The sequence below is a fragment of the Acidovorax sp. 210-6 genome, from assembly GCF_010020825.1.
Classification (GTDB): Bacteria; Pseudomonadota; Gammaproteobacteria; order Burkholderiales; family Burkholderiaceae_C; genus Simplicispira; species Simplicispira sedimenti.
The window spans coordinates 1,475,090-1,497,216 of record NZ_JAACJE010000001.1; the positions used below are offsets into that span (position 1 = coordinate 1,475,090).

Annotated in this window: 19 protein-coding genes and 2 pseudogenes; 12 read left to right on the forward strand and 9 right to left on the reverse strand. The window is 67.5% G+C overall.

The features are described from left to right. The first annotated feature begins 14 nt into the window (after window positions 1–14). The 10 genes and pseudogenes from GWK50_RS06840 (at window position 15) to GWK50_RS06880 (ending at window position 8,037) form a co-directional block, all read left to right on the forward strand. Complete coding sequence (locus GWK50_RS06840) at window positions 15–293, forward strand: hypothetical protein (RefSeq protein WP_059400417.1); 279 nt, start codon at window positions 15–17, stop codon at window positions 291–293. 117 nt (window positions 294–410) lie between these two features. Then, window positions 411–1,145 (forward strand): hypothetical protein, encoded by a 735-nt coding sequence (locus GWK50_RS06845; protein ID WP_139222810.1) that lies wholly within the window; start codon window positions 411–413, stop codon window positions 1,143–1,145. Next, on the forward strand, window positions 1,142–2,098 hold the full coding sequence (locus GWK50_RS06850) for a hypothetical protein (RefSeq protein WP_139222811.1): 957 nt from the start codon (window positions 1,142–1,144) through the stop codon (window positions 2,096–2,098). Before GWK50_RS06845 ends, GWK50_RS06850 begins: the two co-directional genes overlap by 4 nt. A 315-nt stretch (window positions 2,099–2,413) precedes the next feature. Then, on the forward strand, window positions 2,414–4,045 hold the full coding sequence (locus GWK50_RS06855; protein ID WP_162015750.1) for a helix-turn-helix domain-containing protein: 1,632 nt from the start codon (window positions 2,414–2,416) through the stop codon (window positions 4,043–4,045). Window positions 4,046–4,204: 159 nt separating this feature from the next. Then, window positions 4,205–5,245 carry an N-6 DNA methylase gene (locus GWK50_RS06860; RefSeq protein WP_162015751.1) on the forward strand — a complete coding sequence of 347 codons (1,041 nt, stop codon included), beginning with the start codon at window positions 4,205–4,207 and terminating at the stop codon, window positions 5,243–5,245. Between the two features lie 249 nt (window positions 5,246–5,494). Further along, window positions 5,495–5,998 (forward strand): hypothetical protein, encoded by a 504-nt coding sequence (locus GWK50_RS06865; protein ID WP_059400422.1) that lies wholly within the window; start codon window positions 5,495–5,497, stop codon window positions 5,996–5,998. Between the two features lie 41 nt (window positions 5,999–6,039). Further along, a complete protein-coding gene (locus tag GWK50_RS06870) occupies window positions 6,040–6,564 on the forward strand; it encodes a hypothetical protein (RefSeq protein WP_059400423.1) in 525 nt (174 codons plus the stop codon). 457 nt (window positions 6,565–7,021) lie between these two features. Continuing rightward, a pseudogene (locus tag GWK50_RS20015) lies at window positions 7,022–7,150 on the forward strand (hypothetical protein); the annotation flags it as partial. A gap of 6 nt (window positions 7,151–7,156) precedes the next feature. After that, a pseudogene (locus GWK50_RS19840) lies at window positions 7,157–7,366 on the forward strand (sulfite reductase); the annotation flags it as partial. A 137-nt stretch (window positions 7,367–7,503) separates the two neighbouring features. Then, window positions 7,504–8,037, forward strand: a complete 534-nt coding sequence (locus GWK50_RS06880; RefSeq protein WP_175518477.1) for an ATP-binding protein — start codon at window positions 7,504–7,506, stop codon at window positions 8,035–8,037. 94 nt (window positions 8,038–8,131) lie between these two features. Here GWK50_RS06880 and GWK50_RS06885 read toward each other — a convergent pair whose 3' ends face one another. The 7 genes from GWK50_RS06885 to GWK50_RS06915 form a co-directional block, all read right to left on the reverse strand. Further along, on the reverse strand, window positions 8,132–8,818 hold the full coding sequence (locus GWK50_RS06885) for a hypothetical protein (RefSeq protein ID WP_162015752.1): 687 nt from the start codon (window positions 8,816–8,818) through the stop codon (window positions 8,132–8,134). A 39-nt stretch (window positions 8,819–8,857) separates the two neighbouring features. Beyond that, on the reverse strand, window positions 8,858–11,707 hold the full coding sequence (locus tag GWK50_RS06890; protein WP_047783224.1) for an N-6 DNA methylase: 2,850 nt from the start codon (window positions 11,705–11,707) through the stop codon (window positions 8,858–8,860). After that, entirely contained in the window at window positions 11,700–12,230 is a 531-nt protein-coding gene (locus GWK50_RS06895) for a hypothetical protein (protein WP_103738758.1), read from the reverse strand. The genes GWK50_RS06890 and GWK50_RS06895 overlap by 8 nt, the downstream gene beginning before the upstream one ends. Window positions 12,231–12,357: 127 nt before the next feature. After that, window positions 12,358–12,816 (reverse strand): hypothetical protein, encoded by a 459-nt coding sequence (locus GWK50_RS06900; RefSeq protein ID WP_047783154.1) that lies wholly within the window; start codon window positions 12,814–12,816, stop codon window positions 12,358–12,360. After that, the gene (locus GWK50_RS06905; protein WP_047783153.1) at window positions 12,813–14,888 is read right to left on the reverse strand and encodes a hypothetical protein; all 2,076 of its coding nucleotides are present in this window, start codon (window positions 14,886–14,888) and stop codon (window positions 12,813–12,815) included. The genes GWK50_RS06900 and GWK50_RS06905 overlap by 4 nt, the downstream gene beginning before the upstream one ends. Next, window positions 14,885–16,411 (reverse strand): site-specific integrase, encoded by a 1,527-nt coding sequence (locus GWK50_RS06910; RefSeq protein ID WP_139222813.1) that lies wholly within the window; start codon window positions 16,409–16,411, stop codon window positions 14,885–14,887. The genes GWK50_RS06905 and GWK50_RS06910 overlap by 4 nt, the downstream gene beginning before the upstream one ends. After that, a complete protein-coding gene (locus GWK50_RS06915) occupies window positions 16,404–17,582 on the reverse strand; it encodes a tyrosine-type recombinase/integrase (RefSeq protein WP_059400425.1) in 1,179 nt (392 codons plus the stop codon). Before GWK50_RS06915 ends, GWK50_RS06910 begins: the two co-directional genes overlap by 8 nt. Before the next feature lie 249 nt (window positions 17,583–17,831). Here GWK50_RS06915 and GWK50_RS06920 point away from each other — a divergent pair, with 249 nt between their 5' ends. After that, on the forward strand, window positions 17,832–18,545 hold the full coding sequence (locus GWK50_RS06920; RefSeq protein ID WP_242455315.1) for a phosphoadenosine phosphosulfate reductase family protein: 714 nt from the start codon (window positions 17,832–17,834) through the stop codon (window positions 18,543–18,545). Here GWK50_RS06920 and GWK50_RS06925 read toward each other — a convergent pair. Then, a complete protein-coding gene (locus tag GWK50_RS06925) occupies window positions 18,530–18,871 on the reverse strand; it encodes a hypothetical protein (protein WP_242455316.1) in 342 nt (113 codons plus the stop codon). The genes GWK50_RS06920 and GWK50_RS06925 overlap by 16 nt on opposite strands. Window positions 18,872–19,277: 406 nt before the next feature. Next, the gene (locus GWK50_RS06930; RefSeq protein ID WP_059400426.1) at window positions 19,278–19,715 is read right to left on the reverse strand and encodes an HU family DNA-binding protein; all 438 of its coding nucleotides are present in this window, start codon (window positions 19,713–19,715) and stop codon (window positions 19,278–19,280) included. A gap of 240 nt (window positions 19,716–19,955) precedes the next feature. Here GWK50_RS06930 and GWK50_RS06935 point away from each other — a divergent pair, with 240 nt between their 5' ends. Then, window positions 19,956–22,112, forward strand: a complete 2,157-nt coding sequence (locus GWK50_RS06935) for a ParB N-terminal domain-containing protein (protein WP_059400427.1) — start codon at window positions 19,956–19,958, stop codon at window positions 22,110–22,112. Window positions 22,113–22,127 lie beyond the last annotated feature (15 nt).

Here is a 22,127-nt window from a genome sequence, read left to right on the forward strand (position 1 = left end):
CCGAGGCCGGGGCCGTGAACGCTGGCGCGCTCGACGCCTGGCTGCAGAACCAGGGCTACCGCCAGTTGCGGCGGATCGGCGGCGTGGTCTGCGGCGTCCGTCGCTTCAACTTCACCTTCGGCCTTGTGGTCGGCCTCACCTGGGAAGGCTACGAGCGCCGCTATTGCTACGGGCACGGACAGGACGCGCTCGCGGCGCTGGGCGCGTGGGACGGCGAGGACCATCCTTGCGGTCCATGGATCAAGTGCAAGGGCGCCGGCATCGACCTGCTCAACCCGGCCCTGCAGGTCTGAGGGCGGCTGCGGAGCGCCCACCGCATCGGGAAAGAGGCCGGCGCGCGGGAACCGGCCGCATGCGCCCTTGAAGGCGCAAGGCGAGGCGATAGCCTGGAAACACACAGGAGCCTCGCCATGCCATCTTCCCTTCTCGATCTTCCATCGCGCGACGCGCCGGCCAAGCGCCCGCCCTGGCCCGACTGCACGACGCGCAGACAGACGCCCTCATCGGCGCCGTCCGCACCCTGCGCGCACCCCGGGGCGTTGTCGGCCAAGCAGGCGCACCCGCACCCGCGTGAGGACGGGGTCGTCCCGCCGGCCGCCGCGCAAGCGTCCCTGCGCTGCCGCCTGTGCACCTGCATCCTCGGTGCGGAGGAGGACGACGACCCCTCGCTGGCGCTGTGCGGCGCCTGCAAGCGCCGGCCCGAGGCGCGCCGCCTGGGGCTGGGCCAGCCCGGCGCCTCGCCGCCCACGGCGCCCGCGGCCCTGGCCGCGCGCGCGCCGTCGGCGCCTGCGCGCGAGTTCACCGAAGCCGAGCGCGCGCTGATCCGCAAGGTGCACGGCTTCATGCCGGCCCAGCAGTTGCTCGCGCTGCTCAACGAGCGGCTCGCCTGCGACCTCGGCCCCGATGCCACGCCGTACGGCATGGACCAGCTGCATGCGCAGATCGGCACCTTCACGGCGGCAGCCCCTGCGGGCGGCCACGGCTGGGCGGCCCAGCGCAAGCTGATCGCCCAGGCGCGCCGCTCGGGGCTGCTGGCCGCCATCACGGAGCAGGTCATCGACGACTTCGCCGTGGTGTTCTCGCTGAACCCCAAGCAGGTGCTCTGCCTGCGCGACACGCTGCTGCAGCCGGAGGACGGGCAATGAACCACCCTATGGTCCCCCACGCCGTCATCCGGCGCGAAGAGATGCTGACCGCGCACCTGGACCTCGGCGGCGCGCCGATCGACCTGGCCGAGTACGCCACCACGGGCCTGCTGGCGGTCGCGGTTGGCCCGCGCGGCATGGGCAAGACCAATGCCGGCCTGCTGATGGCCGAGCAGCTGTCGGCCCAGGGCTGGGTCAGCGTGCTGATCGACCCTGAAAGCGAGATGGAGTCGCTCTACGGCGCGGCGGTGCGCGACGCGGAGCATCTGGCCGCGCTGCTGCAAAGCCGCGCGCAGTCCATCGTCGTGGTCAGCGCGCGCGATGCCACCGCGTTCCTGCCCTATGGCCGCGCCATCCTCGACGCGGCCGAGCGCATCCGAAAGCCGCTGTTCGTCGTGGTGGACGAGGGACAGTTGTTCAGCACCGCCAAGAAATGCGCCGAAGATGCGGGCGAGGCCGCCGGCATCATCAACGAGTTCGCCGGCCGGGGCCGCAAGCGCGCCCTCGACCTGTTCATCACTGCCTTGCGGTACACCGGCACGCTGCACCGCACGCTCTTCGCGAACAAGAACCTGACCTTGATCGGCTGCCAGGAGGACGCGACTGCCTGGGCGGCACTGGCGCCGCAGTTCCGGGCATCGCGCATCGAGTTCACGGACCTCAATGCGCTGGCGCCGGGCGAATTCTTCTGTCTCTCGCGCCGCGGCGTCGAGAAGGTGCGCATGCCGATGGCGCAGGCGTTGGCCAGGGTGGCGCCCAAGGCCCGGCCCGTGCGCCGGACCCTGCCGGCCACCTTCAGCCAATGGGACCGCGCCATGCGGGGCATCCCGACCGGGCGCCTGCAGGCCTTGACCGATCCGGTGGTGGGCCTGCTGGGCGCCATCGCGGGGCTGTCCACCCAGCAGATGCTGGCCGGCGCTGCCGCGCTGCAGGACGAACTGGAGACGCGATGATGGAACGGCACGATGCTGCCGCGCTTGTTCCGGGCGGCGCGGACGAGGAACCGCGCTGGGTGGACTTCGTGCTCGCGCACGGCTGGCGCGCGGCCGTGCACCATCTGGCCACCGTGCTCGGGGTCGCCCGAGGCGGTCGCGTCGGTGCGGCGGACGGGCGCCTGCGAGAGGCGGGACAGGCCGCTCGACTTCGCCGAACTGTTCGCCCTGCGGCACGGCCGCGCTCCGGCCGAGGAGGAATGGCCCGCGCCGCGCAGGACGGGGCGGGGCGGCTACGAGTGGCAGGCGCCGGAGGTCGCTCTGCTGGCTGGGCTGGTGGGCCAGCTCGGGACGGAAGAAATCGCGCAGGTGCTCACGGCGCGCCTGCGCGAACGCACGGGCGATGCGGCCGCCGAGCGCACCGCCGTGGCCGTGCAGGGGCGCGTCCATCTGATCGGCCTGCAGTCGGGCGACGTGCTCGGCGGCATCACGACCACCGAGGCCGGGCGCGAGGTTGGCTCGACGGCGCTGATCCACCAGGCCATCCGCAGCGGCGCGCTCGCCGCGCACAAGGTCGGCCGCCGGCTCGTGATACCGCACGCGGCCTGGGCCGCCTGGAAGGCGCAGCGCGCCGCGCCACCCGAGGGCTTCGTGCGCCTTGCATCCCTGCGCGAACCCCTGGGCATCCGCAGCGACAAACTGTCCGAGTTCGCGCGCATGGGCCATGTGCCGACGGCCCTGCGCTGCAACCCCTTCGGGGTGCCCGGGCCGTCCACGCAGTTCGGCACCTGGCACATCGCGGCCGACATGGCGCGCCAGCTCATCGCGGACCGGCGCGCGGGCCGGCCCATGCCCTGGCATGGCAAGCCCCTGGCCGACAACCTGCGGGCCACCTGGCGCCGGTGGCAGCAGCGGCGCCACCCCGAGGACTGCGCGACCTGCCGGGACATCTGGGGCGTGCAGGGGGCGCCGAAGGACTTCGACGACTTCGCGGCGCGCTACCCGGGCCTGGCCCAGGGCGCCAAGCGCCACCTGACGCGGCCCTGGACGCCCGGAAGCACGGTGGCGGAGGTGGCCGCGGCGGCCTGCTGCCCGCAGAGCCACGTGCGCCGCGCCATCGCCAGCGGCGTCCTGGCGGCCGCGTCCTGCAACGGCACGCTCTACGTGACCCGCACCGACGCCACGCGGTGGATCGCTCGCCGCTGCCCCAGCGGCGAGGGAGAACGGTCCTGGATCGCGCTGGAGACGGCCTGTCGCCAGTACCTGTTCACGCCGCGCGAACTGCGCCAGCACATCGCGGCGGGCACCCTGGGCTCCAAACACGGCACGGAGGGCGCGATGCGCGGCAGGGACTACGTGCTGCGCCAGCAGTGCGCGCAGTTGCGCGAGCGGCTGGGGTTCAGCGAAGCGGAGGCCGCGCGCCGCGTGGGCGTCTCCATCGAGCGCCTGCGCGTGCTGCTCGACGGGCTCACGTGGCGGACGGCCCGGGGCATCCCGCTGGTGACGGTGCAGGCGGCCATCAAGCGGCGGGAATCCCAGGAGGGCCACACGCTGGAAGAGGCGGCGGCACTGCTGGACGTGCCGCTGGCCTGGGTGAAGGCGCGCAAGCGCGACGGCACCGTCCGCGTGGCGCAGGCGCGCTGGGACCGGCGCCGCCAGTACCTCACCGGGCCGATGGTGGAGCGGCTGCGTGAAGCGCTGCGGCATCCCCAGGCAGTGCGCGAGCCGCAGGCCCCCGAATGGCTGAGCCTGGGCGCCGCCGCGCGCGAGGCCGGGGTGAGCGCCACAACCATCCAGCACTGGGTGAACGCAGGGGAGCTGGCGTACCGGGGCACGCCGGGCCAGCGGCGCTACCACCAGGAGGCCTTGCGCGCACGGGCCCGGCGCCACTGGGCCACCTGCCGGTTCCACCGCGCCCGGCGGCCGGCGTGGCTCGAGTGCGCGCAGGACCCGTCCCCGACCCCCTGAGCGGCAGCGCCGGCCTGGAGCCGCCATCGGCGCTGTCCGATGCGCCGGCGTCCAGGCCACGGCCCTGGCCGGGCCCCGCCGGACGCGGGGTTGATCCGCCTGCTTTGCCTTCGAACCTGTCTCCGACGCCTCGCCATCGCGAGGACGAAGGAGAACGTGATGAAGCAACACCCTTCCGGCCGGGAAGGCCGGGGAATCGAGGATCCACGGCGCGAGCTTGTCGCGCTGCTGCAGGGCATGGCGCCGCGCTGGAGCGTTCGCGACGTGTTCGCCGACTTCATCGAGCTGTCGTGCCTGTCGATCAGCAACGCGGTGGACAAGGCCCAGTTCGACCAGCGGGAGGCCCGCTACCACGACATCGTGAAGAAGTACCCGCGCGAGGACTTTGAGCGCTTTCCGCGCATGCTGGGGTACCTCTCCCTCGCGATGGAACAGTGCTGCGCGCAAGGCGAGTTCGAGGACCTGCTCGGCAGCCTGTACATGACGCTGGACCTGGGCAACGACAGGGCGGGCCAGGTGTTCACGCCGTTCCACGTCTCGCAGCTCATGGCGCGGGTCCTCGTGGGGGACGCGGCCGCCGCCAGGGGCGAGGTCGAAGCCAATGGCTTCGTCGACGTCATGGAGCCCGCCTGCGGGGCAGGGGGGATGGTGATCGCGATGGCCGACGCGCTGCATGCGGCGGGGCTGAACTACCAGAAGGTCCTGCACGCCACGTGCGTCGACATCGACGTGCGGTGCGTCCACATGAGTTTCCTGCAGCTCGCGCTGCTGCACATCCCGGCCGTCGTGGTGCATGGCAACTCGCTGAGCGGAGAGGTCTGGAGCCGGTGGCATACCCCGGCCCATGTGCTCGGCGGCTGGCGATACCGCCTGCAGCGCCGGTTCGCCAGCGAGGAGGCATCCGCGCCCGAGGGGCAACCGGCCGCCGGAGCCGGCACCGGCGAGGTGCCGCGGCATGGGGGCGATGGAGGCCACGGGGCTTCGGCGTCGGCGACGCGCACGCATGCCGCCGCCCGCGAGCCGGGCTCCGCGCCGCACCTGCCACGCGCGCACGTGCAGAGGCTGCTGTTCGGGCCTGACGGCACCCAGGATACGGCGCGGCCGCCGCCCGGCGGGGTTGAACCCGCGCGCAAGCGCGGGAAGCTTGGGCAACGCGGCGACAGCGGCCGCCCCGACGACGAAACACCCCCTTCATCATGAACACGACCCGATTCTGCGAAGAAGTGCGGCGCCTGCTGCAGGCCGATGGCTACGAGGTCCACCGTGGCCGGCCGGAGGACGGCGCCGATCTGGCCGGCGCGTGCTGGTTCACCTGGATGCGGCCGGGCATGGCTAGCGCCGAGGTCGGCCCCACGGTCGCAGGCGAGCGGGAGGCGTGGGCAGCGGCGCTCGCACCGCCTGGACAACAGCGCCATCGCGCTGCAGCGGCTCGAGACGCCCCTGCCGCCGATGGGCCCCTTCGAAGCCGCGCGCCTGCCCGATGGCGCGTTCAATCCGCGTGTGCTGGCCGCGCGCTTCGGGATCGACGTGGAAGCGGCGCGCGCGCAGGCTGCGGCGCTTAGGCGCCAGCGCGTCTACGTGAACGAGCGCTACCAGGTCAACGTCCAGCGGATCGCGGCGCCCTTCGGGCCGGACACCAGCGACATGCTCTGGCTGTCGATCAAGCGCCGCGACCGCGCGCCCATCCACGACTGGCGCGATCTGCAGCGGATCAAGAACGCCATCGTCGGCGAGGAGCACGAGGGCTTCGAGGTCTATCCGGCCGAGTCGCGGCTCGTGGACACGGCGAACCAGTTCCATCTGTGGGTCTTCGCCGACCCCCAGGTGCGGCTGCCGGTCGGGTTTCGCACCCGCGAGGTGATGGATGCGCGCGCCGCAGCGGCGCAGGGGGCCCGGCAGCGGCCGCTCGATGGCGCGGCCCCTCCCGCGCACGCTGCCAAGGATGAGGACTGAGCGGCCGCGAGGCCGCACCACCACACATAGGAGCATTTGCCATGGAAATCAGAATCACGGATGCCGACGGATTCGGTCGCCTGTCGCCGAAGGCGGACCTGGCCATCGTCGTCATCACCCGCGCCGACATCGAGGCCTTCCGCGTCGGCAGCACGGTCGAGCGGCTCCTGCTGTTCAGCGATGACGCGAACCAGGTGATGCGCTTCGCCGGCCGCATGGTGATCCAGGTCGAAGGCTACGACGACGATCCCCGGCCGCTGCCGCTGATCCCCGAATGCGTGCGCTTCTTCCGCGCGGTCGATGCGCAGTGGGGCTATTGGCTGCACTTCCTGCTGCCCCTGCCCGACCAGTTGAAGCTGATCGTGCTGATGCTGGTGGACGCGGAGCCGCAGCCCGGGCAGGGCGCCGCGGTCAGCTACCGGATGCGCGCGCCCGAACAGCTGGGCCGCGTGATGCACCGCCTGTTCCATGCGATGAACACGTTGCACGAGACCTTCGACGTGCCGCGCGCGCTCAATGAAGCGATGACCGAGGCGCTGGTGGCGGCGTTGGAGTTGCCGGGCTGACCCCGACCCCGGTCCTCAGCCTGTGCGTGCACTCGCCGCAGCAGCTTTCGCGGCGGGTGATGCTGATGCTGCTGCAGGTCGTGGAGGGTCGCACCGACGGCCTGTAGCCGCCGCCAGCATTCCGGTGCAGCGCACCAAGCCGGGCACTGCCGCATGTCGGCTGCTGCGTTCTGGTGCAGCAAGCGCAGGCTTGTCGGTGTACCGGCGCTATATCCGTGGAGGTATATCGCTGGCACAAGTCTTGCGACACCGGATCCATGATCTAGGCAGATCCATGGACCTCGCCCGATGTTGGGCGTGATTCAGGCAGGACAACGGCGTCCGCACGTTCCTTCATCGCTTCAGCGCGGTGGTCAGGAAGGTGCGGACGCGTTTTTTTTGCGCATTCGACAGGCTGCTGTTGCCGACCGCCGCAGGACCCCCTGCGCCGCGCGCAGCGGCTCTCCGGGAGGACGGGATGAACTCGGCGACCACGACCTCGGTGAAGACCGTGTGCCCCTATTGCGGGGTGGGCTGCGGCATGGCCCTGGACGTGCAGGGTGGCAAGGTGGTCAAAGTCTCCGGCATCAAGACCCACCCCACGAACTTCGGACGGTTGCGGGAGCAGGGCGCGCTGCTGTGGGCCTGGTTGCAGGAGGGCGCGCACTTCTATGTTTGCGGCGATGCCGGCCGCATGGCCAGGGACGTGGATGCAGCGCTCCGGCAGATCGTGCAGGAGCATGGCGCCATGACGGCGGATGCCGCCACGGACTACCTGGCCTGTATGTCGAGAGACCGGCGCTATGCCCGCGACGTCTATTGAGGAGAACGTGCGCTGCTGTTCAGAGCGCGCGGGACGACAGCCTCCCTGCAGCCCCGGCGGCAAGCTGGAGGCGAATGAGGAGGGCGCGCGTGCGGGGCCGCCCTTGAATGCGCGCTGTTCGCAGGGATGCTGGGAGCATGACAACCCGCCCTGGCTCCGTTCCCGCACCGCGCTTCGACATCGCCCGCGATCCCATGATCGACGCGGCACTGGCGGAGCACGCGCCGGCCTATGTGGGGGTGAGCGGTGGCAAGGACAGCCAGGCGCTCGCGTACCGCGTGTGCAGCCATCTCGACGCCATCGGGCATATGGGGCAGCGGGTCCTGATCCACAGCGACCTGGGCCGGATTGAGTGGAAGGATTCGGCGCCGGTGTGCGAGCGCCTCGCGCAAAGGCTGGGCTGGGAACTGGTGACCGTCCGCAGGCCGGCCGGCGACATGGTGGACCGCTGGGGGGTGCGCTGGGAGACCAACGTGCGGCGTTACCGAGCGCTGTCGTGCGTCAAGCTCATCATGCCGTGGAGTTCGGCGTCCTCCAGGTTCTGTACCAGTTATGGGGAACGAGACATTGTAAATAGCGCATGCCCCATGTCGAACTGCCATCCTCGAGCAGCAGCAAACGCAATTGGATTGCGACCTTACGGTCGGAGGCGAAGAGGAAGTGTGAATTGACACGAGAGTGTGTGTTGGAACCTCGTGAATCTGTTGGATTCAGCAGTGGGAGCAGGTGTTCACGGCTTTGCAAACTTTCAGCCCGGTCATCGCACTAGAGCGTCATCTTCACCCACAGGTGGCGCAAGTGGATTGAAGGCAGACTGTTCCGGCTATGCACTGACTCATGTACCGCAATGCCGGCCGTGGGGTCTTGACCATGAGTTACCAGCGCATCGGCGACCGACCAGCCGGGAGTACCACTGGTGTGTAAGTCATGAATCCAGCCACTGATCAAAGCAAGCCAATGATCGAAGCTTTGTTCCTGCACGTACGCGATCAAGGCTGCACGAACATGCGCAGCACCATGCTTGCCCTCCTTGTAGCGTTGGATACCTCCACCCACTCCAACGCGTGTCACGACGTATTCGCGCTCGTCTCGTCCCGAGCCGACGGGAATGGGCAGTCGCTTGCATTCAATTGGCAAAATCGTCTCGAAATCACTGTAGCTCCGACCTTGCACGATCAGCGCATCGCCTGCAGCCGCAGCCACGAGATCGATCTTGCGCGAGACATGTGTCTCATCAGCTTCCTCCACACGAAATTGCAGGCAATCCCAGCCTGGAGTCTTGCGTGCTGCACTGTTGAGGTGGGCGCACAGTTGCGACGTAAGCATCGTCTCGCTGGTGCGTAGAGGTCGATCAGGCCGGTCTCGCCAGCGGGGGAGCTGTCCGAGAATAAAGTCCAGGATGGCGGCACGAGATTGGCCTTCGGCAAGAAACCCCGAGGCCAATTGGCCCAATGCGTGAGAGGTAGATCCGTCCGCCAGCATCGCGCCTCGCTAGTAGCCCTGGGCCCGCAGATCTGCCAAGATGTCATCGGCATCGCGCAGTCCGACGGAGCGCATCCAGTAGCGCAAACGGTCAGGTTTCAGTATGAACAGGAAACGGTGGTCATACAGTCGGCAGATGCGCGTGAGAGCCAGGTGCTGGTGCGATGGTGCGTGCAGCAAAGCCGAGATGCGGTCTCGCAGTTCTTCCGCCCCTGACCAATCGATCTGAGCGTCGCCAAACGCGTAGGCTTGGCACACCGCACCCGACCAACTGAACTGGCCACGCAGCCCGAAGCTGGGTGACCCGTATAGTGCGTTGACCTGATTCGCCAGAACCTCCGCGTACACCTGGAGGTCTTCATCGGCGACCTGGCGCATCGCTATCGACGATTCCCCCAGCCGTATCAGATCCGACTGGTAGTCCACGATGTCGTCGACCACGATGCGCTCGTTGTCGCTCAGATCGAACGATCCGTCAGCAGGGTATGGAATCGAGTAGATATCGTCGGCCTGCAGCGCAGTCGCCTTTTGAGCGAACAGCCCGGGGCTGGTCAGAGCCAAATAGGCCCGCAGAGTGCGCTTTTCGGCGCTCATCCAACGATCAATGGCGTTGAGCTTTGGCAAGTCCTTCTGCGGCGCGCAGAAGCCAACCATCCGCTGGCTATACGTTAGGTAGTGCCCTTGCCATACTGCGTGGGCGAGGTGCATCTGTTCACGCACCAGCAACATTGGCGGGGTGAAGCGTCGCTCGGTATACGCCGAGCGGAAAAACTCGTCTTTCAGGGGCTGAATCTGGGACTCGTCGATGCCGCTTGTCGTCAACGCCTTGGAGGGCAGATAGGGATGTCCTGTTAGATGGGGCGCGCGCTTACGCTGGACTTTTTTGCCAACAATGAAGCCTTCGCCAACGTCCCAATCCCGCTGTTCCGCATATTGGCGCAGCGTGCGCATCTGTGCTAACCGGTTCACAAGCGACAAGGTTCGACCGCCTCCCAGGAGGTTTGCACGCCAGAGGCGGTCGTTCGTCTGTGCAACGCGATATGGCACGACGTGCAGGTCGTAGTAGTCCAGATCCAGTCCCTGCTCGGCGTCAATGCGGCCGGTTCGGCGGAACGTTGCATGGAGCAAAGTGGCGGTGTCGGGACGGACTCGCTTTTGCGCCACGACAACAATGACTTTGGTATCGGCATCGCCCTTCTGGAAAAGGCCACGCACCGAAACGAAGTCCAGGATCTCGCGCACCCAGTAGCGCTCCAGGTACTGCTGCCGAAACGCGAGCGCATTCTGGTTGTACAAAAAGTTGTACTGCTGCAGCATGGAGATCGTTGCACCGTCCTCCATGATCTCGCTGGCCTCGTGCAGAAAGAGGTAGCCCGCCTGCTTGTCGGGGAGTTTCTTGTGATGCTCGGTTTGATACCGTGCATAGGCCCGTTGGGTGGCCGGTGTCTGCAGTGTGGACGCGAACGGTGGATTGCCCAGGACGGCCCCAATTCGGGCCGGCAACTGCCCGGCCTCTTTGGCTGCAAAGAAACAGCCATGATGCAATGTCTGTTGACGCAGGTTCGGGAACAGCTTGATGCTGCGCCGGATCTGTGCCGGCTGCAAGGCGTCGCACATGGCCAAGCACAGGCTGAAACCGGCGAGTTCGACGGCGTCCTCCTCAAGATCGACCCCATGGACGAAAGCCAGCAAGCTCTGCAGCACATGCTTGTCCGGGCGCCGCCACTGATGACGCAGGCGCCAGTGCAACACTAGGCGCTTGTAGGCCTCCACCAGGAACACGCCGGAGCCGCAAGACGGATCCAGCACCACTTGGTTGTGCGAAGTGATGTGGTCAAGTGCATCCCAGTTCAGGGCTTCCTCCACCAGGAACCGCACTAGGAATGGAGGGGTGTAGACCGAGCTGTCCTCGTTCTCCACAAACAACTGGTAGATCTGGCTGATCAACTCGACCGGCAAGTCCCGGAACGAATACAGATCCCACAGCGACAGCTGGCCCGTCTGATTCTCACGTGCTTCGATCATTCGAGCGAAGCGCTCCAACTGCTGGGTGCTCAGAAGCTTGTCCACTTCCGACGGTTCCAGTGTGAACACGTTGCCGTTGAACCGGTCTTCCAAGGCTGCAAGCAACTTGACCAGAGCCGGTCCGTTACCCAAAACCTCGAAAAAGCGTTGTGCATCGGGCTGAAAAGCTGCAAAAAAACCTTCGCCGAAAACGCCTCGTTGTTCTAGGTAGGCAATCAGCAACGACAGGATCAACAACCGGCGACGCAAACGCTTCGGAAGAATGTTCTTCTCGTCGAGATAGCTGCTCAGCCGCTTGAACGCATCGAACAGGCTTTTGTGTGCTGCCTTGCTGTTCGACAGAAGCAGGTCACAGGTTGCAGGATCCGTCCACAGTGTTCCGCTACGGATACTGTCCTCATCCCACCAGGGATCGAGCTCTATTGCCGTAGCCAGATCCAGATACTTGATTGGGTTGCACTGGATGCGCCCGTCATCAGTGAGAAAGTCGGGACGATGCGCACAACGGAACAACTGCAGCAATCCTGGCGTACGCCGATACACCAAGGGCACGCCACCCCAACTCCAGAGCATGCGGTGACGCTCGGCAAACTCCCGATCATCAGCCAACGTGTTGACGCCATAGATGAAGGCTTGCGCCGAGGCACGTCTACCGTGCTGTTCAATCTCGAAGAACACGGCGTCAGCCCCGTACTCGGCTGCCTTCTCCATGGTGGCGACTTCTTCGGGTGGACGGCCATCGGGCAGGTAGCCGAGTACCCGCACAAGCCCCTTTACTTGTGCGCCGGTGTCTGGTCGCAGCCAAGCATCCCACCAAGGCGGACGATTACCCATGGTTCGACCGCTCTCGATGTCGAGGCACCATCTCACGCGCGACACGTCCTTGACGTCCGACAGCCTTTGCGGTGGCGGGGTTGTGTTGCGTGCCAGTGGCGGAGAGTCCCACGTCTCGCTGTACCAGCGGCGTCGGTAGTAGATAGGAGTCGATGGCCAGGAAAATAGGTCCCAGCGCGACAACCAAGCCATCGTCGATCAGAGGTGCTGTATCGACGTATTCGCATGTTGCATCGTGGGCCCGCAAGATCAAGCAGGCCTGCTTGCTGACTTTGCGCGGTGCCGTCAAGCTCGCAGCGATCGATTCGCAGAGAGCAGAGACGATGCTTCTCCTAAGACCATACACCGTCTCCAGCCGACAGAGCACCACCACCAACATCACATCATGGTTTGAGTACACGCGAGCCACCCGCGCCTCAGCATGCCTACGCGCGAAACGTGGCAATTCAGCCAGCAGCCCGCGCATCTGGTCGCGCGAGTAGCCCGTGAGTTCGCACAGGTCGCTGATGGTTATGGATCGCATCTGCGTATTTTACACGCAGACATGCGTATGATCAACGCAGCTCTATGCATTTGCAGCGCAGAACGGTCCGGTTCTGCGAGGAGTGATATCTCCGTTCAGAGCACGAGGCGTGCCAATCATTCTTGAGCTACGTCGAGCCAGTGTGATGTGGTTGGTGGGGAGGTGTGCGATTGCCCCTGCGGTTCAGTGGTGGCAGCGGCTGATCCAGGAAGTGCTGGGTCAGCCCGCGCGAGCTGGCGTGGTAGGCCCACCGATGGAACTGCTCGAGCAGCAGCATCTCGCGCCTGCGGAGTTCCGCGTTCTCCTGTTGCAGGCGATGAACCCGATCCATCGCGGCCTGCAAGGCAGCGGATACAGGCCGGCCCGGCTTGACTCTCACCGACGCTGGAGTCGCGTTGCGGCAGACGTCGTACGCGATGCGGATCGGAGCGTGCTTGAACAGGGCCTGCCGTGTGTAGGCGCAGCCAAACCGTTTTTCGGCGGCCTGGATGAGCGCCGGCCACGTCAGCCGGCCCTCCCAGGCGCGGACCATCGTCAGGATGGCCTCTACCCGCTCTGGCGTGAGGTTAGGGGAACGTCGTGTCATGAATGGGATTTCCTGGATGAGGGGGTGGAAGTTGCGCCGGTCGGCGCTGCGAGCCGCAGAGCGTCGACGCCGGCCAGCCGATCACGGGCGGCGCTCTCGGAGAGGGAATCGGCTCCGCCGGTGCTGAGCTGGATCACAGCGCCGTCCTCGATCGCCGGGTCCCGCAAGATGGTCAGCAACTGGTCCAGCCGCTCCACGGTGGCTAGGTGGGTGGCAACCCAGTCCGCCGCGCCGTACACCCCCTCGGCAGCGGCGGCCTGCGCGGTCCTGAGTTGCGCCGACGCCTGCTCCAACGCGGCGGCCACGCGTTCGGTCTTGCCATCGATCCCCTTGATGCAGACGTGCTCCCGGCAGTCCAGGCAGTTGCGGAACATCTCGCACGGAGCCGAGGCGAAGTCATGGATGCAGAAGCCGTACAACGTTGTATGCGCTGTCGGCACGGCCATCGCCGCGTATTCGTCGCGCGACACCGGTAGATGCTTCGGAATCTCCGCCAGCGGGCCGATGACTTTCGCGTGATCGCCCACCACAGAACGGATGTGTGCCACGATCTCCTGGCTGGAGACGTGGTCGTAGGCCGCGTTCTGACGGATGTCCCTGCGGCCGCTCCACTTGGCGATGTCCACCTGGGACAGATTCGCGCCCTGGGCCAGGGTATTGAGCCAGTGCCGGAACTGGTGGCTCTTGATGGACAGCGTGCGATTCGGGTCGAGCCCGACGCGCTGGAACACGGTGACACTGCCGGCCTTGGCGTTCTGGCCGAGCCCATTGCCCACATGGTGGTACTTCAGCGGCTCCAGCATGCACGAGCTGCCGACACCGGTTCGGAACAACCTCGCGGGGATGACCAGCAGCGCCTCACCGTACTTCAGTCCGGTCCTGGCGTCTGCATAGGGAAAGTGCGGCGGCAACTGGTGGACGACGTGGCGCTCGAAGTCAGCGAATCGAACCACCATCGCTGGGATGTGGCCCGCCACGCGCACCACCATCGTGACGGGAAGCCCCGCGCTCTGCACCCAGGTGCGCGCGTGGTTCCGCTTGCTCACACCCCCGAGTCCCAGGAGATCGGCGATGTCCTCGAAGTCGATGAACTCCTGCGTGCGCAGGTGCTCCCATTCCGGCGGCAGGTAGATCCGCGTCGGGTTCGCCTCGTACCATCGGGCGAGGTGGCGGGCGTGTTCCGTGAGGCCGCGAATCCTGCGCAACGCCTCGCGCACCACGTCCGCCATCCCGGGCAGGATCAGCTTGACGTGGCCGTCGTAGCCTTTGGAGCCCGCCCAGCGCAGGCCAAGATGTCGTACCTCGCCATCGCCCGGAACGTCCACCTCGCAGTCCGCAGGCAAGGCCAGCACCTCGTTGAAGCGCTCCGGCGCGGCGCACAGGATGGCCGCCACGGACGTGATGAGCACGTCCCTCGGGTCGGATGCCAGATGGAATGCGCGCGCCAGGGCGTCCAGGGCTGCGGGGGCAGGCATCAGCCTGCGCTTGCGGGCCTCGAAGGCTTCGCCGATGCGACCGTAGGTACTGCCCCGGCGCATCGCGTAGCGCCAGGTGCCGGTCGTGTGGGCGCACAGCATCCGGTCTTCCAGAAACCGGGCGATCTGCCCGAGGCGGAAGCCGATCCCGTCGAGGGATGCATCGCCGCGGCCGTCGTCCATGGCAGTCACGGCGGCGTCGAAGGTGGTCCGGTCGATCTCTGCTGCGGAGGCGAGCCGCTGCTTCCTCATGGCAATGCCGAGTACGTGGAACGCCTGCACCGCCCGCAGCGCCGCGCTTGCCGAGCGCTGGGCCAGCTCGCTTCGCACGTAGGCCTTGGCCAGCGCGCGAACCTTGGGCGACAGTGTTTGCCCGCCGGCGCCGGGCACCTTGATGAAGAAGAAGCGCACGCGGGCCTGCTTGGCCCGCCGGTCCCCCTGGGCCAGGTAGTGCTCGGTCACGTCCCAGCAATCCGAATCGAACTCCAGGTCCTTCCCGAAGGCCGTGAGTTCGTTCCGAGCGTTGGCGATGAAGGCGTCCAGCTTGGCCTGCGCATCGCGCAATGCCCTGGGTTTCAGTCGGGTCACGGTGGTCATGCGGCCTCCCGTTCATGCTGAGAGTCCCGGCAACGCTGGACCACCTCGGCCACCGCAAGGATCGTCAGGTCGTTCACGGAGGCGACGCGAAGGTCGGTCGATGTCGCCAGCGCCGACCGCTCGCTGAGCAGGCCATCGAGCAGCGCCTCATGAGGGGCGTCGATCCAGGGGTGGAAGTACGAGCAGGTGTAGCAGGCCAGTGGCGCAGCGAGACGGCAGAAGTCGTGCTTGCCGCACCGGCCGATCGCGTCGAACGCTTCGGCCGACACGTGGTGAACGAGCCGTCCCTCGCTACTGTCGTCGCGCACTGCCAGGGTGCCGGCGAAGGCCTGGGCAAGCGGAGCGATCTGCAACGCAAGTGCCTTGTCGATGCGCTCGATCATGGCCGACCGCGTTTCGACATAGACCAGGCTGGAATCGAACCAACTGTGATCCAGCAGGTCCGCGATGACGGGCGCCGAGCATCCTTCGGCCGCCGCCCGGGTGCCGAGCGTGCGTCTCAGGCGGATGGGCGACATCACCAGAGGTTTCCCCGTGCGATGGGAGACCACTTCCAGTTTCTGGAACAGCCGACAGAGCTTGTCGCTGACGCCCCGGCCGGTGAAGTGGCCGAGCAGCCCGATCTCGGCCATATGCGGGGTTCTGGTGAACTGCGCCGAGGGGAAGATGGGCGCCTCGCCCACAGGCAGCCCGTGTCGCTGTGCCCAGTCCGCCGCTGCCTTGCATTGCGCCTGCACCAGGGCGCCGAGGCCGCTGGACAGCTCGCGCGGCCTGAACAGCGTTCGGGGACGGATGCCCTTGCCTTGCTTGAGGCGGGTGACCTGCAGGATGAAGATGCTGCTGCCGTCCTGCCGCTGTGTCGCGCTGAAATCCTTGCACTTCATCGCTGCGAGTTGCAACGGCCGGGTGCCCAGGGTCACGGCCAAGGTCAGGAGGGTGTAGTCGGCCAGGCCAAGGTGGCCGGCAGCGAACTCGCGCCGCATGGCCGTGGTGACACCCTCGTACTCGATGTCGGTCAGCGGGCCGGCGTCCACGTCCATCATGCGCACGGCATTGCCGACCTCATGCGTCTGCGTGACCAGCCGGGGCAAGGCACGATGGAGGTCGACGTCCAGCCCCGGGGTTCCCAGTTCCACCCACAGCAGCAGGTGTTCCTTGAGCCGGCGCAGCCGGTAGCGCTGTCGTACTTCGAGGGATTCACCGTACCGAACCACGTCGTTCAAGGCGATGGCGTCGAGGGGGTGTGGCGGCGCTGCGTGGCGAAGCAGCCTCCGGTATGCCGACAGCGCCTGGGCGGCACGCGATGGTGAGATCGAGACCAGCAAGGCGGCGCACACGTCCTTGATGCACTGCCGCAGCCGGGTTGACGCCCCGGGCAGGTTGTCGAAGTTGAAGGAAGCGATTCCTCCGGCCGTCGGAATCTTCCAGATGTCGTCGGCGGGATCGAACAGGTAGCCGTCGAGCGTCCGCGACATCGTGCGGTTGCAGGACCTGGTCGAGGTGCGGATGGGTTGTTCAGGCATCGCGAGACACCTCCTCGCCCAATACCTTGCGCTGGATCTCCACCGAGGCCTGCACTGCCAGGCGGCGGGTGCGGCGGTGCAGGTAGGTTTCTGCGCTGCGCGAGGATTCGGACCATCCCATGGCGTGGTTGCGTGCCCGGCGCTCGTCGCCCGGCGTCATCCCGGCGCGGTCGGCGATCTCAGAGAAATCCTCGTTCCAGGTGTGCCGCAGTACATGGGAGGAGAACGCATCACCAAGCTGGGGATGGTGCCGTCGCAACCCCTGGAAGATCTTTGTCACGGCAGACAGCGACAACGGATCGCCTGTGGCGGTGACGAACAGGAAGTCGTGCCGGAGCGCGCCAGCGATCCTGGCGCGGTGCTGCACGATGTGCTGGTGCGTCAGGTAAGCCAGTTCCTCGCTGATGCCGATGCTGCGCTCGCGCGTCTTGGTGTTCGGCTGGGCCATCCGGGGATCGGTCTTGTCATCGGGCCGACGCACGACGTCGGCCAGGTTGCGGCGAAAGTCGATGCTGCGTATCCGCAGGCCCAGCAGTTCCCCACGCCGCAGGCCGGTGCCAAGACCCCAGAGAGCCAGCAGCCGGTTGCGGTCGCGCAGGAACGCGGTCGACCAAGGGTTCTCCGCCGATGCGGGGTCGATGGCATGGAGCAGAAGTGCTCTGGCCTGCGCGTCCAGGCCGACCCGATGCCTGCTGGAGCGCGCCGAAGGTGCGCGGGCGGTCAGCCGCGCAAGGAACTCGCGCAGCATCACCATGTAGTTCGCCCGCTGTTCGAGGGTGGCGCACGTTTGTGAGGCAGCGGCCTGACCCAGCCACGACAGATAGGCGCGGCAGTATTGCAGCCGGATGGCGGCCGTGCTGACGGCGACCGTGGCTGGCGTTGCTCGCGCCAGAGGGGCCTCTTCTTTGCGATCGGTTCCGCCACTGCGAAGTGGCAGATACGCCAGCGCGGCGAGGTCATCCAACTCGTGCAAGTCGAGGAACCGAGCGTTGGCGAAACGATTCTGCAGGTCAATGCCGCGGAGGTCTTCAAACGCGAGGAGGAACTGGACCCCTCGCAGGGCCTGTTCGATGGTCGCGGGAGAGCCACTGCGCGGGCGAACCTCCGTCATGGCATAGACGCAGGCGGCGAACACCGGCATGCCGGTGTTCGCCGACACCAGCGCGGGCATGCGCTCGCCGGTGCTGAACAGGATGGTGCGGATGCGATGGTGGGATTGGAGTTGTCTTGAAGGGGATGCTCGGAATCTGGGAATCAAGGTGATCGCTTTCGGAGTTAACAGATGGGTCAAAGTACCCCATAACGCCAGGCAACCATGTCCTGCTCTGTGAGTGTCAACAGCCCCGCGCCCCTCTTGGATCAAGGGGGTTCAGGGAGGTTGTTCACACAAAGCAGATTCGGTCGCCCTAATACCTCGGAGATGAAGACGCAGATCATCGCCAGGGCAATCCGCGCACGGCACCCTGTCGGCCCCGTAGTCTCCGCGCTCGGGCTGCGCTGGGAGGAGAGCGCCGCGCGGTCGCGCCAGCCGGTCGCCAAGCGCGATGCGGCGCTGACCCGCGCGCGCGGCCTGGGCCTGACCTGGAACGCCATCATCCATTGGCCGCGCCGCGACGTGCTCGACTACATCAGCCTGCACGGCGGCGTGCTGCACGAGGCCTACCGCATCTACGGCAGCAGCCGCGTGTCCTGCGCCTTCTGCGTGCTGGCCTCGCGCAGCGACCTGGGCGCCGCATCGCGCTGCGGGGACAACGCCGCCGTCTACCGGGAACTGGTGGCGCTGGAGGCGCGCAGCACGTTCTCGTTCCAGCCGGGCGGCTGGCTGGGCGACGTGGCCCCCGACCTGCTCGACGCGCCGCTGTGGGCCGGGGTCGCCGAGGCCAAGGAGCGGGCCGCGGCGCGGCAGGCCGCGGAAGCCGAGATTCCCCCGCACCTGCTCTATGAAGCGGGCTGGCCGGTGTGCATGCCGACGCCCGCCGAGGCCCGCCACCTCGCCTCGGTGCGCCGACGTGTGGCGCGGGCGGTCGGTATCGCGGTGGATTGTCTCGACGGCGCGGCCGTCAGCGCTCGCTATGCCGAACTGATGCGCCAGCGCGCGCAGCGGGGCGCGCGGGCTTCTCAGTTCACGTGCTGATGCACGAGCCGCAGGAACTCGGGACGCAGCATGCGCCCGGGGTCGACCTTGAGCGCGTCGCACAGGCCGCTCGGCCAGATTAGTTCGGCCCGCTCGCCGTCCAGGGCCAGGACCGCACGGTCGAATGCCTTCCTTGACGGCGTTCCCGTGCCGATGGCCTGCAGCTCCGTGACGGTTCTCTCCTCGATCCAGAGCCAGTGGCTGCGCGTGCCGACCGGCAGGTCCGCGCGCGTCAGCTCGATCTCGGCCAGGCTGCCATGGGGGGCATCTAGCAGCAACAGAACGGAGAAGGAGACGGGAGCAGACACGGAAAGCAAGACGGACAAAGCGCGTATTGTCCCCGACCCGGGTTCGTGGCGGCAGCATGTGGACGGGCCGGCAGGTGCGCCGGGCACGCAAGTGCCAGTGGTGTGCGGGGCCGGGCGAGGCTCCCACCCATGGACTACGTCACGGGCCTCGTTGCGGTGCGATCCGCCTGCAGCGGCATCGCCTCCGACGCGGCAGCGCTCGGATGAGACCTCGAATTTCCGCGTGGTTGCGGAAGGACTGCCGGGTGCCCCGGCAATGGATGGAGCGGGAGACAGGCTGCTGGCGATGCGAACAGGCGCCGGCTCCCTGCCCGATGTCGCCGCGAGGGTTCGCGCGATTGCGCAACCGCGGCGACCCGGTTGCGCAGCCGCGCGGACCCGCAACCGGTTCCGGATCCGGACGCGCGCCCGGACCCGGACGGGGTCAGAGGGCGGCGTCCTTGAGCTTCTTGAGCGCGCGGGCCTTGATCTTCACCGATGCCGGCTTGGGCGGGAACCAGCGCTCCTCGCCGGTGAACGGATCCTTGCCGAAGCGCTTCTTCTTGGCCGGCACCTTCACCACGTCCAGCTTGAGCAGGCCGGGCAGCGTGAAGGTGCCCACGCCCTTCTTGTCGACCGAGCCGAGGACGGCCGTTTCGAGCGCGGCCAGGACCGCCTTGACCGACTTGGCGTCCACGTCGGCCTGCGCGGCGATGTGATTGACCAGCGCGGTCTTGTTGAGCGCGTCCTTGATGGGCTTGATGGGCGCGGCGGCCTTCGCCGCAGGCGCATCGGCCCGGGCGGTCTTCTTTGCGGGAGCAAAGGCCCTCGCGGTCTTCTTCGCAGGCGCAGCGGCCTTGGCGGTTGTCTTCGCAGTTGCCATGGAATGTTTCCCTTCTTTTGCGTTTGCGGCTGGGGGCGCATGCCCCCGCGTGCATCGAAGCTGCACAGCGGGAATTCTAGAGGGGGCTCGTCGGGCGCTCCCGTTGCCGCGCCAGCCGGTCCCGCGCGCCGCTGCGGGGGGGCAGCCGCGCGTGCCCTTGATGAAGCGCCGGCGGGTGAGAACCTGGACTCACGGACGAGGCATCCCGCCGCGTCCGGCGTCCATCCATCAGGAGCACCCATGAAGATTTCCAAAGCGGAAGTCGAGGCCATCATCGAGGCCTCGCCGCGCACCTACATCCCCTTCAACCAGCTGGTCCTTTCCGTCGACTACCAGGCACGCACGCCCAGCCCTGCGCCGGGCGGCAAGCCGCAGATGAGCCTCACCGAGCTGGCCGCCTCCATCAAGGAATGCGGCGTGCTGCAGAACCTCATCGCGGTCAAGGGCCCGCGCAACCTGCACGAGGTCTGCGCGGGCGGCCGCCGCCTGCAGGCCATCGGGCTGCTGGTGGCCGCAGGCGACCTGCCGGAGAACTACCCCGTGCCCGTGCTGGTCGTGCCCGCCGACCGGGGGCTGCTGTCCAGCCTCACGGAGAACACGTACCACGTGCCGATGCACCCGGCCGACGAGTTCCTCGCCTTCGCCAAGCTCATCGGCATGGGCAGGTCCGTCGAGGACGTGGCGGCGGCGTTCGGCGTCACGCCGCTGGTGGTCAAGCGCCGCATGAAGCTCGCCTCGGTGTCCCCCAAGCTCATGGCGCAGTACCGCGAGAAGAAGATCGACCTCGAATGCCTCATGGTGCTGGCCTCGGTGGACGACCACGAACGCCAGGAACAGGCCTGGGCCGGGCTCGATGCGTGGAACCGCCACCCCGACCACCTGCGCCGCATCCTCACGCAGGGAGAAATCGAGTCCGACCGCAACCCCGTGGCACGCTACGTCACGGTCAAGGCCTACGAGAAGGCGGGCGGTCCCACGCGGCGCGACCTGTTCAGCGAAGACGAGAAGAAGGTCTACCTGCTCGACCCGGTGCTGCTCGACCAGTTGGCCGTGGCCAAGCTGCAGCGCAAGGCCAAGCAGGTCGGCGCCGAGGGCTGGAAGTGGGTGGACGTCCGCGCCCGCTACGTCAGCGACGAATACGCCAAGCATGGCGAGTTGCGCAAGGCCGCGCGCGAGCCCAGCGCCGAGCAAGCCGCCGAACTGGACAACCTGGAGGCGCAGGTCGCCGAGCGCACCCAGCGCATGGACGACATCTGCGACCAGGAGGAAGACGACAGCGCCGCCGAGGAAGAGTACCGCCGCCTGGAAGCCGAGTGCGACGACCTGAACGCCAAGATGGAGGCGATCACCGAGGCGCTGTCGGTCTGGCCGCCCGAACTCATGTCGCAGGCGGGCTGCGTGGTCTACGTGGGCACCGATGCCGCGCCCGCCGTGCGCTACGGCCTGATCCGCCCGGACGACCGCGCCGACATGGCGCAACTGGCCCAGGCCACGCGCAACGGCAGCGCGCTGGCCGGCGAGGGCGATCCCGCGCTGGTGTCCCTGCCCGCCGCGAAGACCCGGCCCGTCCATTCCGACCGCCTGACGCGCAACCTCACCGCGCACCGTGTCGCGGCGATCCAGGCGGAACTGCTGGGCCGTCCCGACGTGGCGGTCGCGGTGGCCACTGCGCAGATGGCGACCAAGCTGCTGATCGACGGCTACCAGCACCTGTACAGCAGCGGCGATCCCCTCACGCTGGGCGTCTCCGACACCCACGCGATCCTGCACCAGGACGCCGACGACATCAAGGCATGCGCGGCGTGGCAGGCGCTGGAGGCCGAGCGCAAGCACTGGCAGGCGCTGCTGCCGCAGAAGGTGGATGCCGTGCTGCCCTGGATGCTCACCCTGGATGCGGCGGCCATCTCGCGCCTGTTCACCTTCCTGGTCGCGCTCACCGTCAGCGGCGTCTATCCCTCCGAGCCGAAAAAGCAGCGCACCGATGGCCTTGCCCTGGCGCTGGGCCTGGACATGAGCAAGTGGTGGAAGGCCACGGCGGGGTCCTACTTCAACCACGTGTCCAAGGCCCGCATCGCCGAAGTCGTGACCGAGGCGGTCAGCGCCCAGGCCGCCGCCCCGCTGCAGGCGCTCAAGAAGGACGCAGCGGCCAGCGGTGCCGAGCAGGCGGTCGCCGCGACCGGATGGCTTCCCGCCATGCTGCGCCTGCCGTCCCCGGACGATGCGGCGCAGCCGGATGCGGCACCCGCCGACGAGGACGAAGGCGAGAGCGACGACGTGCCGGGGCCGCAGGCCGGCGCAGCAGACGACGCCCCGGGCGCGGCCGGGACCGGCGAGGGCGATGCAGACGCCGACGCCGCTGATCCGCAGCCCAAAGAGGCCGTGGCCGAGGGTGCCTGATCCCCGGGCCAGCCC

Bases quoted from the DNA above. Each gene is read 5' to 3' on its own strand.
- GWK50_RS06845 (WP_139222810.1), top strand. From the start codon at position 411: ATGCCATCTTCCCTTCTCGATCTTCCATCGCGCGACGCGCCGGCCAAG.
- GWK50_RS06850 (WP_139222811.1), top strand. From the start codon at position 1,142: ATGAACCACCCTATGGTCCCCCACGCCGTCATCCGGCGCGAAGAGATG.
- GWK50_RS06860 (WP_162015751.1), top strand. From the start codon at position 4,205: ATGAAGCAACACCCTTCCGGCCGGGAAGGCCGGGGAATCGAGGATCCA.
- GWK50_RS06865 (WP_059400422.1), top strand. From the start codon at position 5,495: ATGGGCCCCTTCGAAGCCGCGCGCCTGCCCGATGGCGCGTTCAATCCG.
- GWK50_RS06870 (WP_059400423.1), top strand. From the start codon at position 6,040: ATGGAAATCAGAATCACGGATGCCGACGGATTCGGTCGCCTGTCGCCG.
- GWK50_RS06880 (WP_175518477.1), top strand. From the start codon at position 7,504: ATGACAACCCGCCCTGGCTCCGTTCCCGCACCGCGCTTCGACATCGCC.
- GWK50_RS06890 (WP_047783224.1), bottom strand. From the start codon at position 11,707: ATGGGTAATCGTCCGCCTTGGTGGGATGCTTGGCTGCGACCAGACACC.
- GWK50_RS06895 (WP_103738758.1), bottom strand. From the start codon at position 12,230: ATGCGATCCATAACCATCAGCGACCTGTGCGAACTCACGGGCTACTCG.
- GWK50_RS06900 (WP_047783154.1), bottom strand. From the start codon at position 12,816: ATGACACGACGTTCCCCTAACCTCACGCCAGAGCGGGTAGAGGCCATC.
- GWK50_RS06905 (WP_047783153.1), bottom strand. From the start codon at position 14,888: ATGACCACCGTGACCCGACTGAAACCCAGGGCATTGCGCGATGCGCAG.
- GWK50_RS06910 (WP_139222813.1), bottom strand. From the start codon at position 16,411: ATGCCTGAACAACCCATCCGCACCTCGACCAGGTCCTGCAACCGCACG.
- GWK50_RS06915 (WP_059400425.1), bottom strand. From the start codon at position 17,582: ATGCCCGCGCTGGTGTCGGCGAACACCGGCATGCCGGTGTTCGCCGCC.
- GWK50_RS06920 (WP_242455315.1), top strand. From the start codon at position 17,832: ATGAAGACGCAGATCATCGCCAGGGCAATCCGCGCACGGCACCCTGTC.
- GWK50_RS06930 (WP_059400426.1), bottom strand. From the start codon at position 19,715: ATGGCAACTGCGAAGACAACCGCCAAGGCCGCTGCGCCTGCGAAGAAG.
- GWK50_RS06935 (WP_059400427.1), top strand. From the start codon at position 19,956: ATGAAGATTTCCAAAGCGGAAGTCGAGGCCATCATCGAGGCCTCGCCG.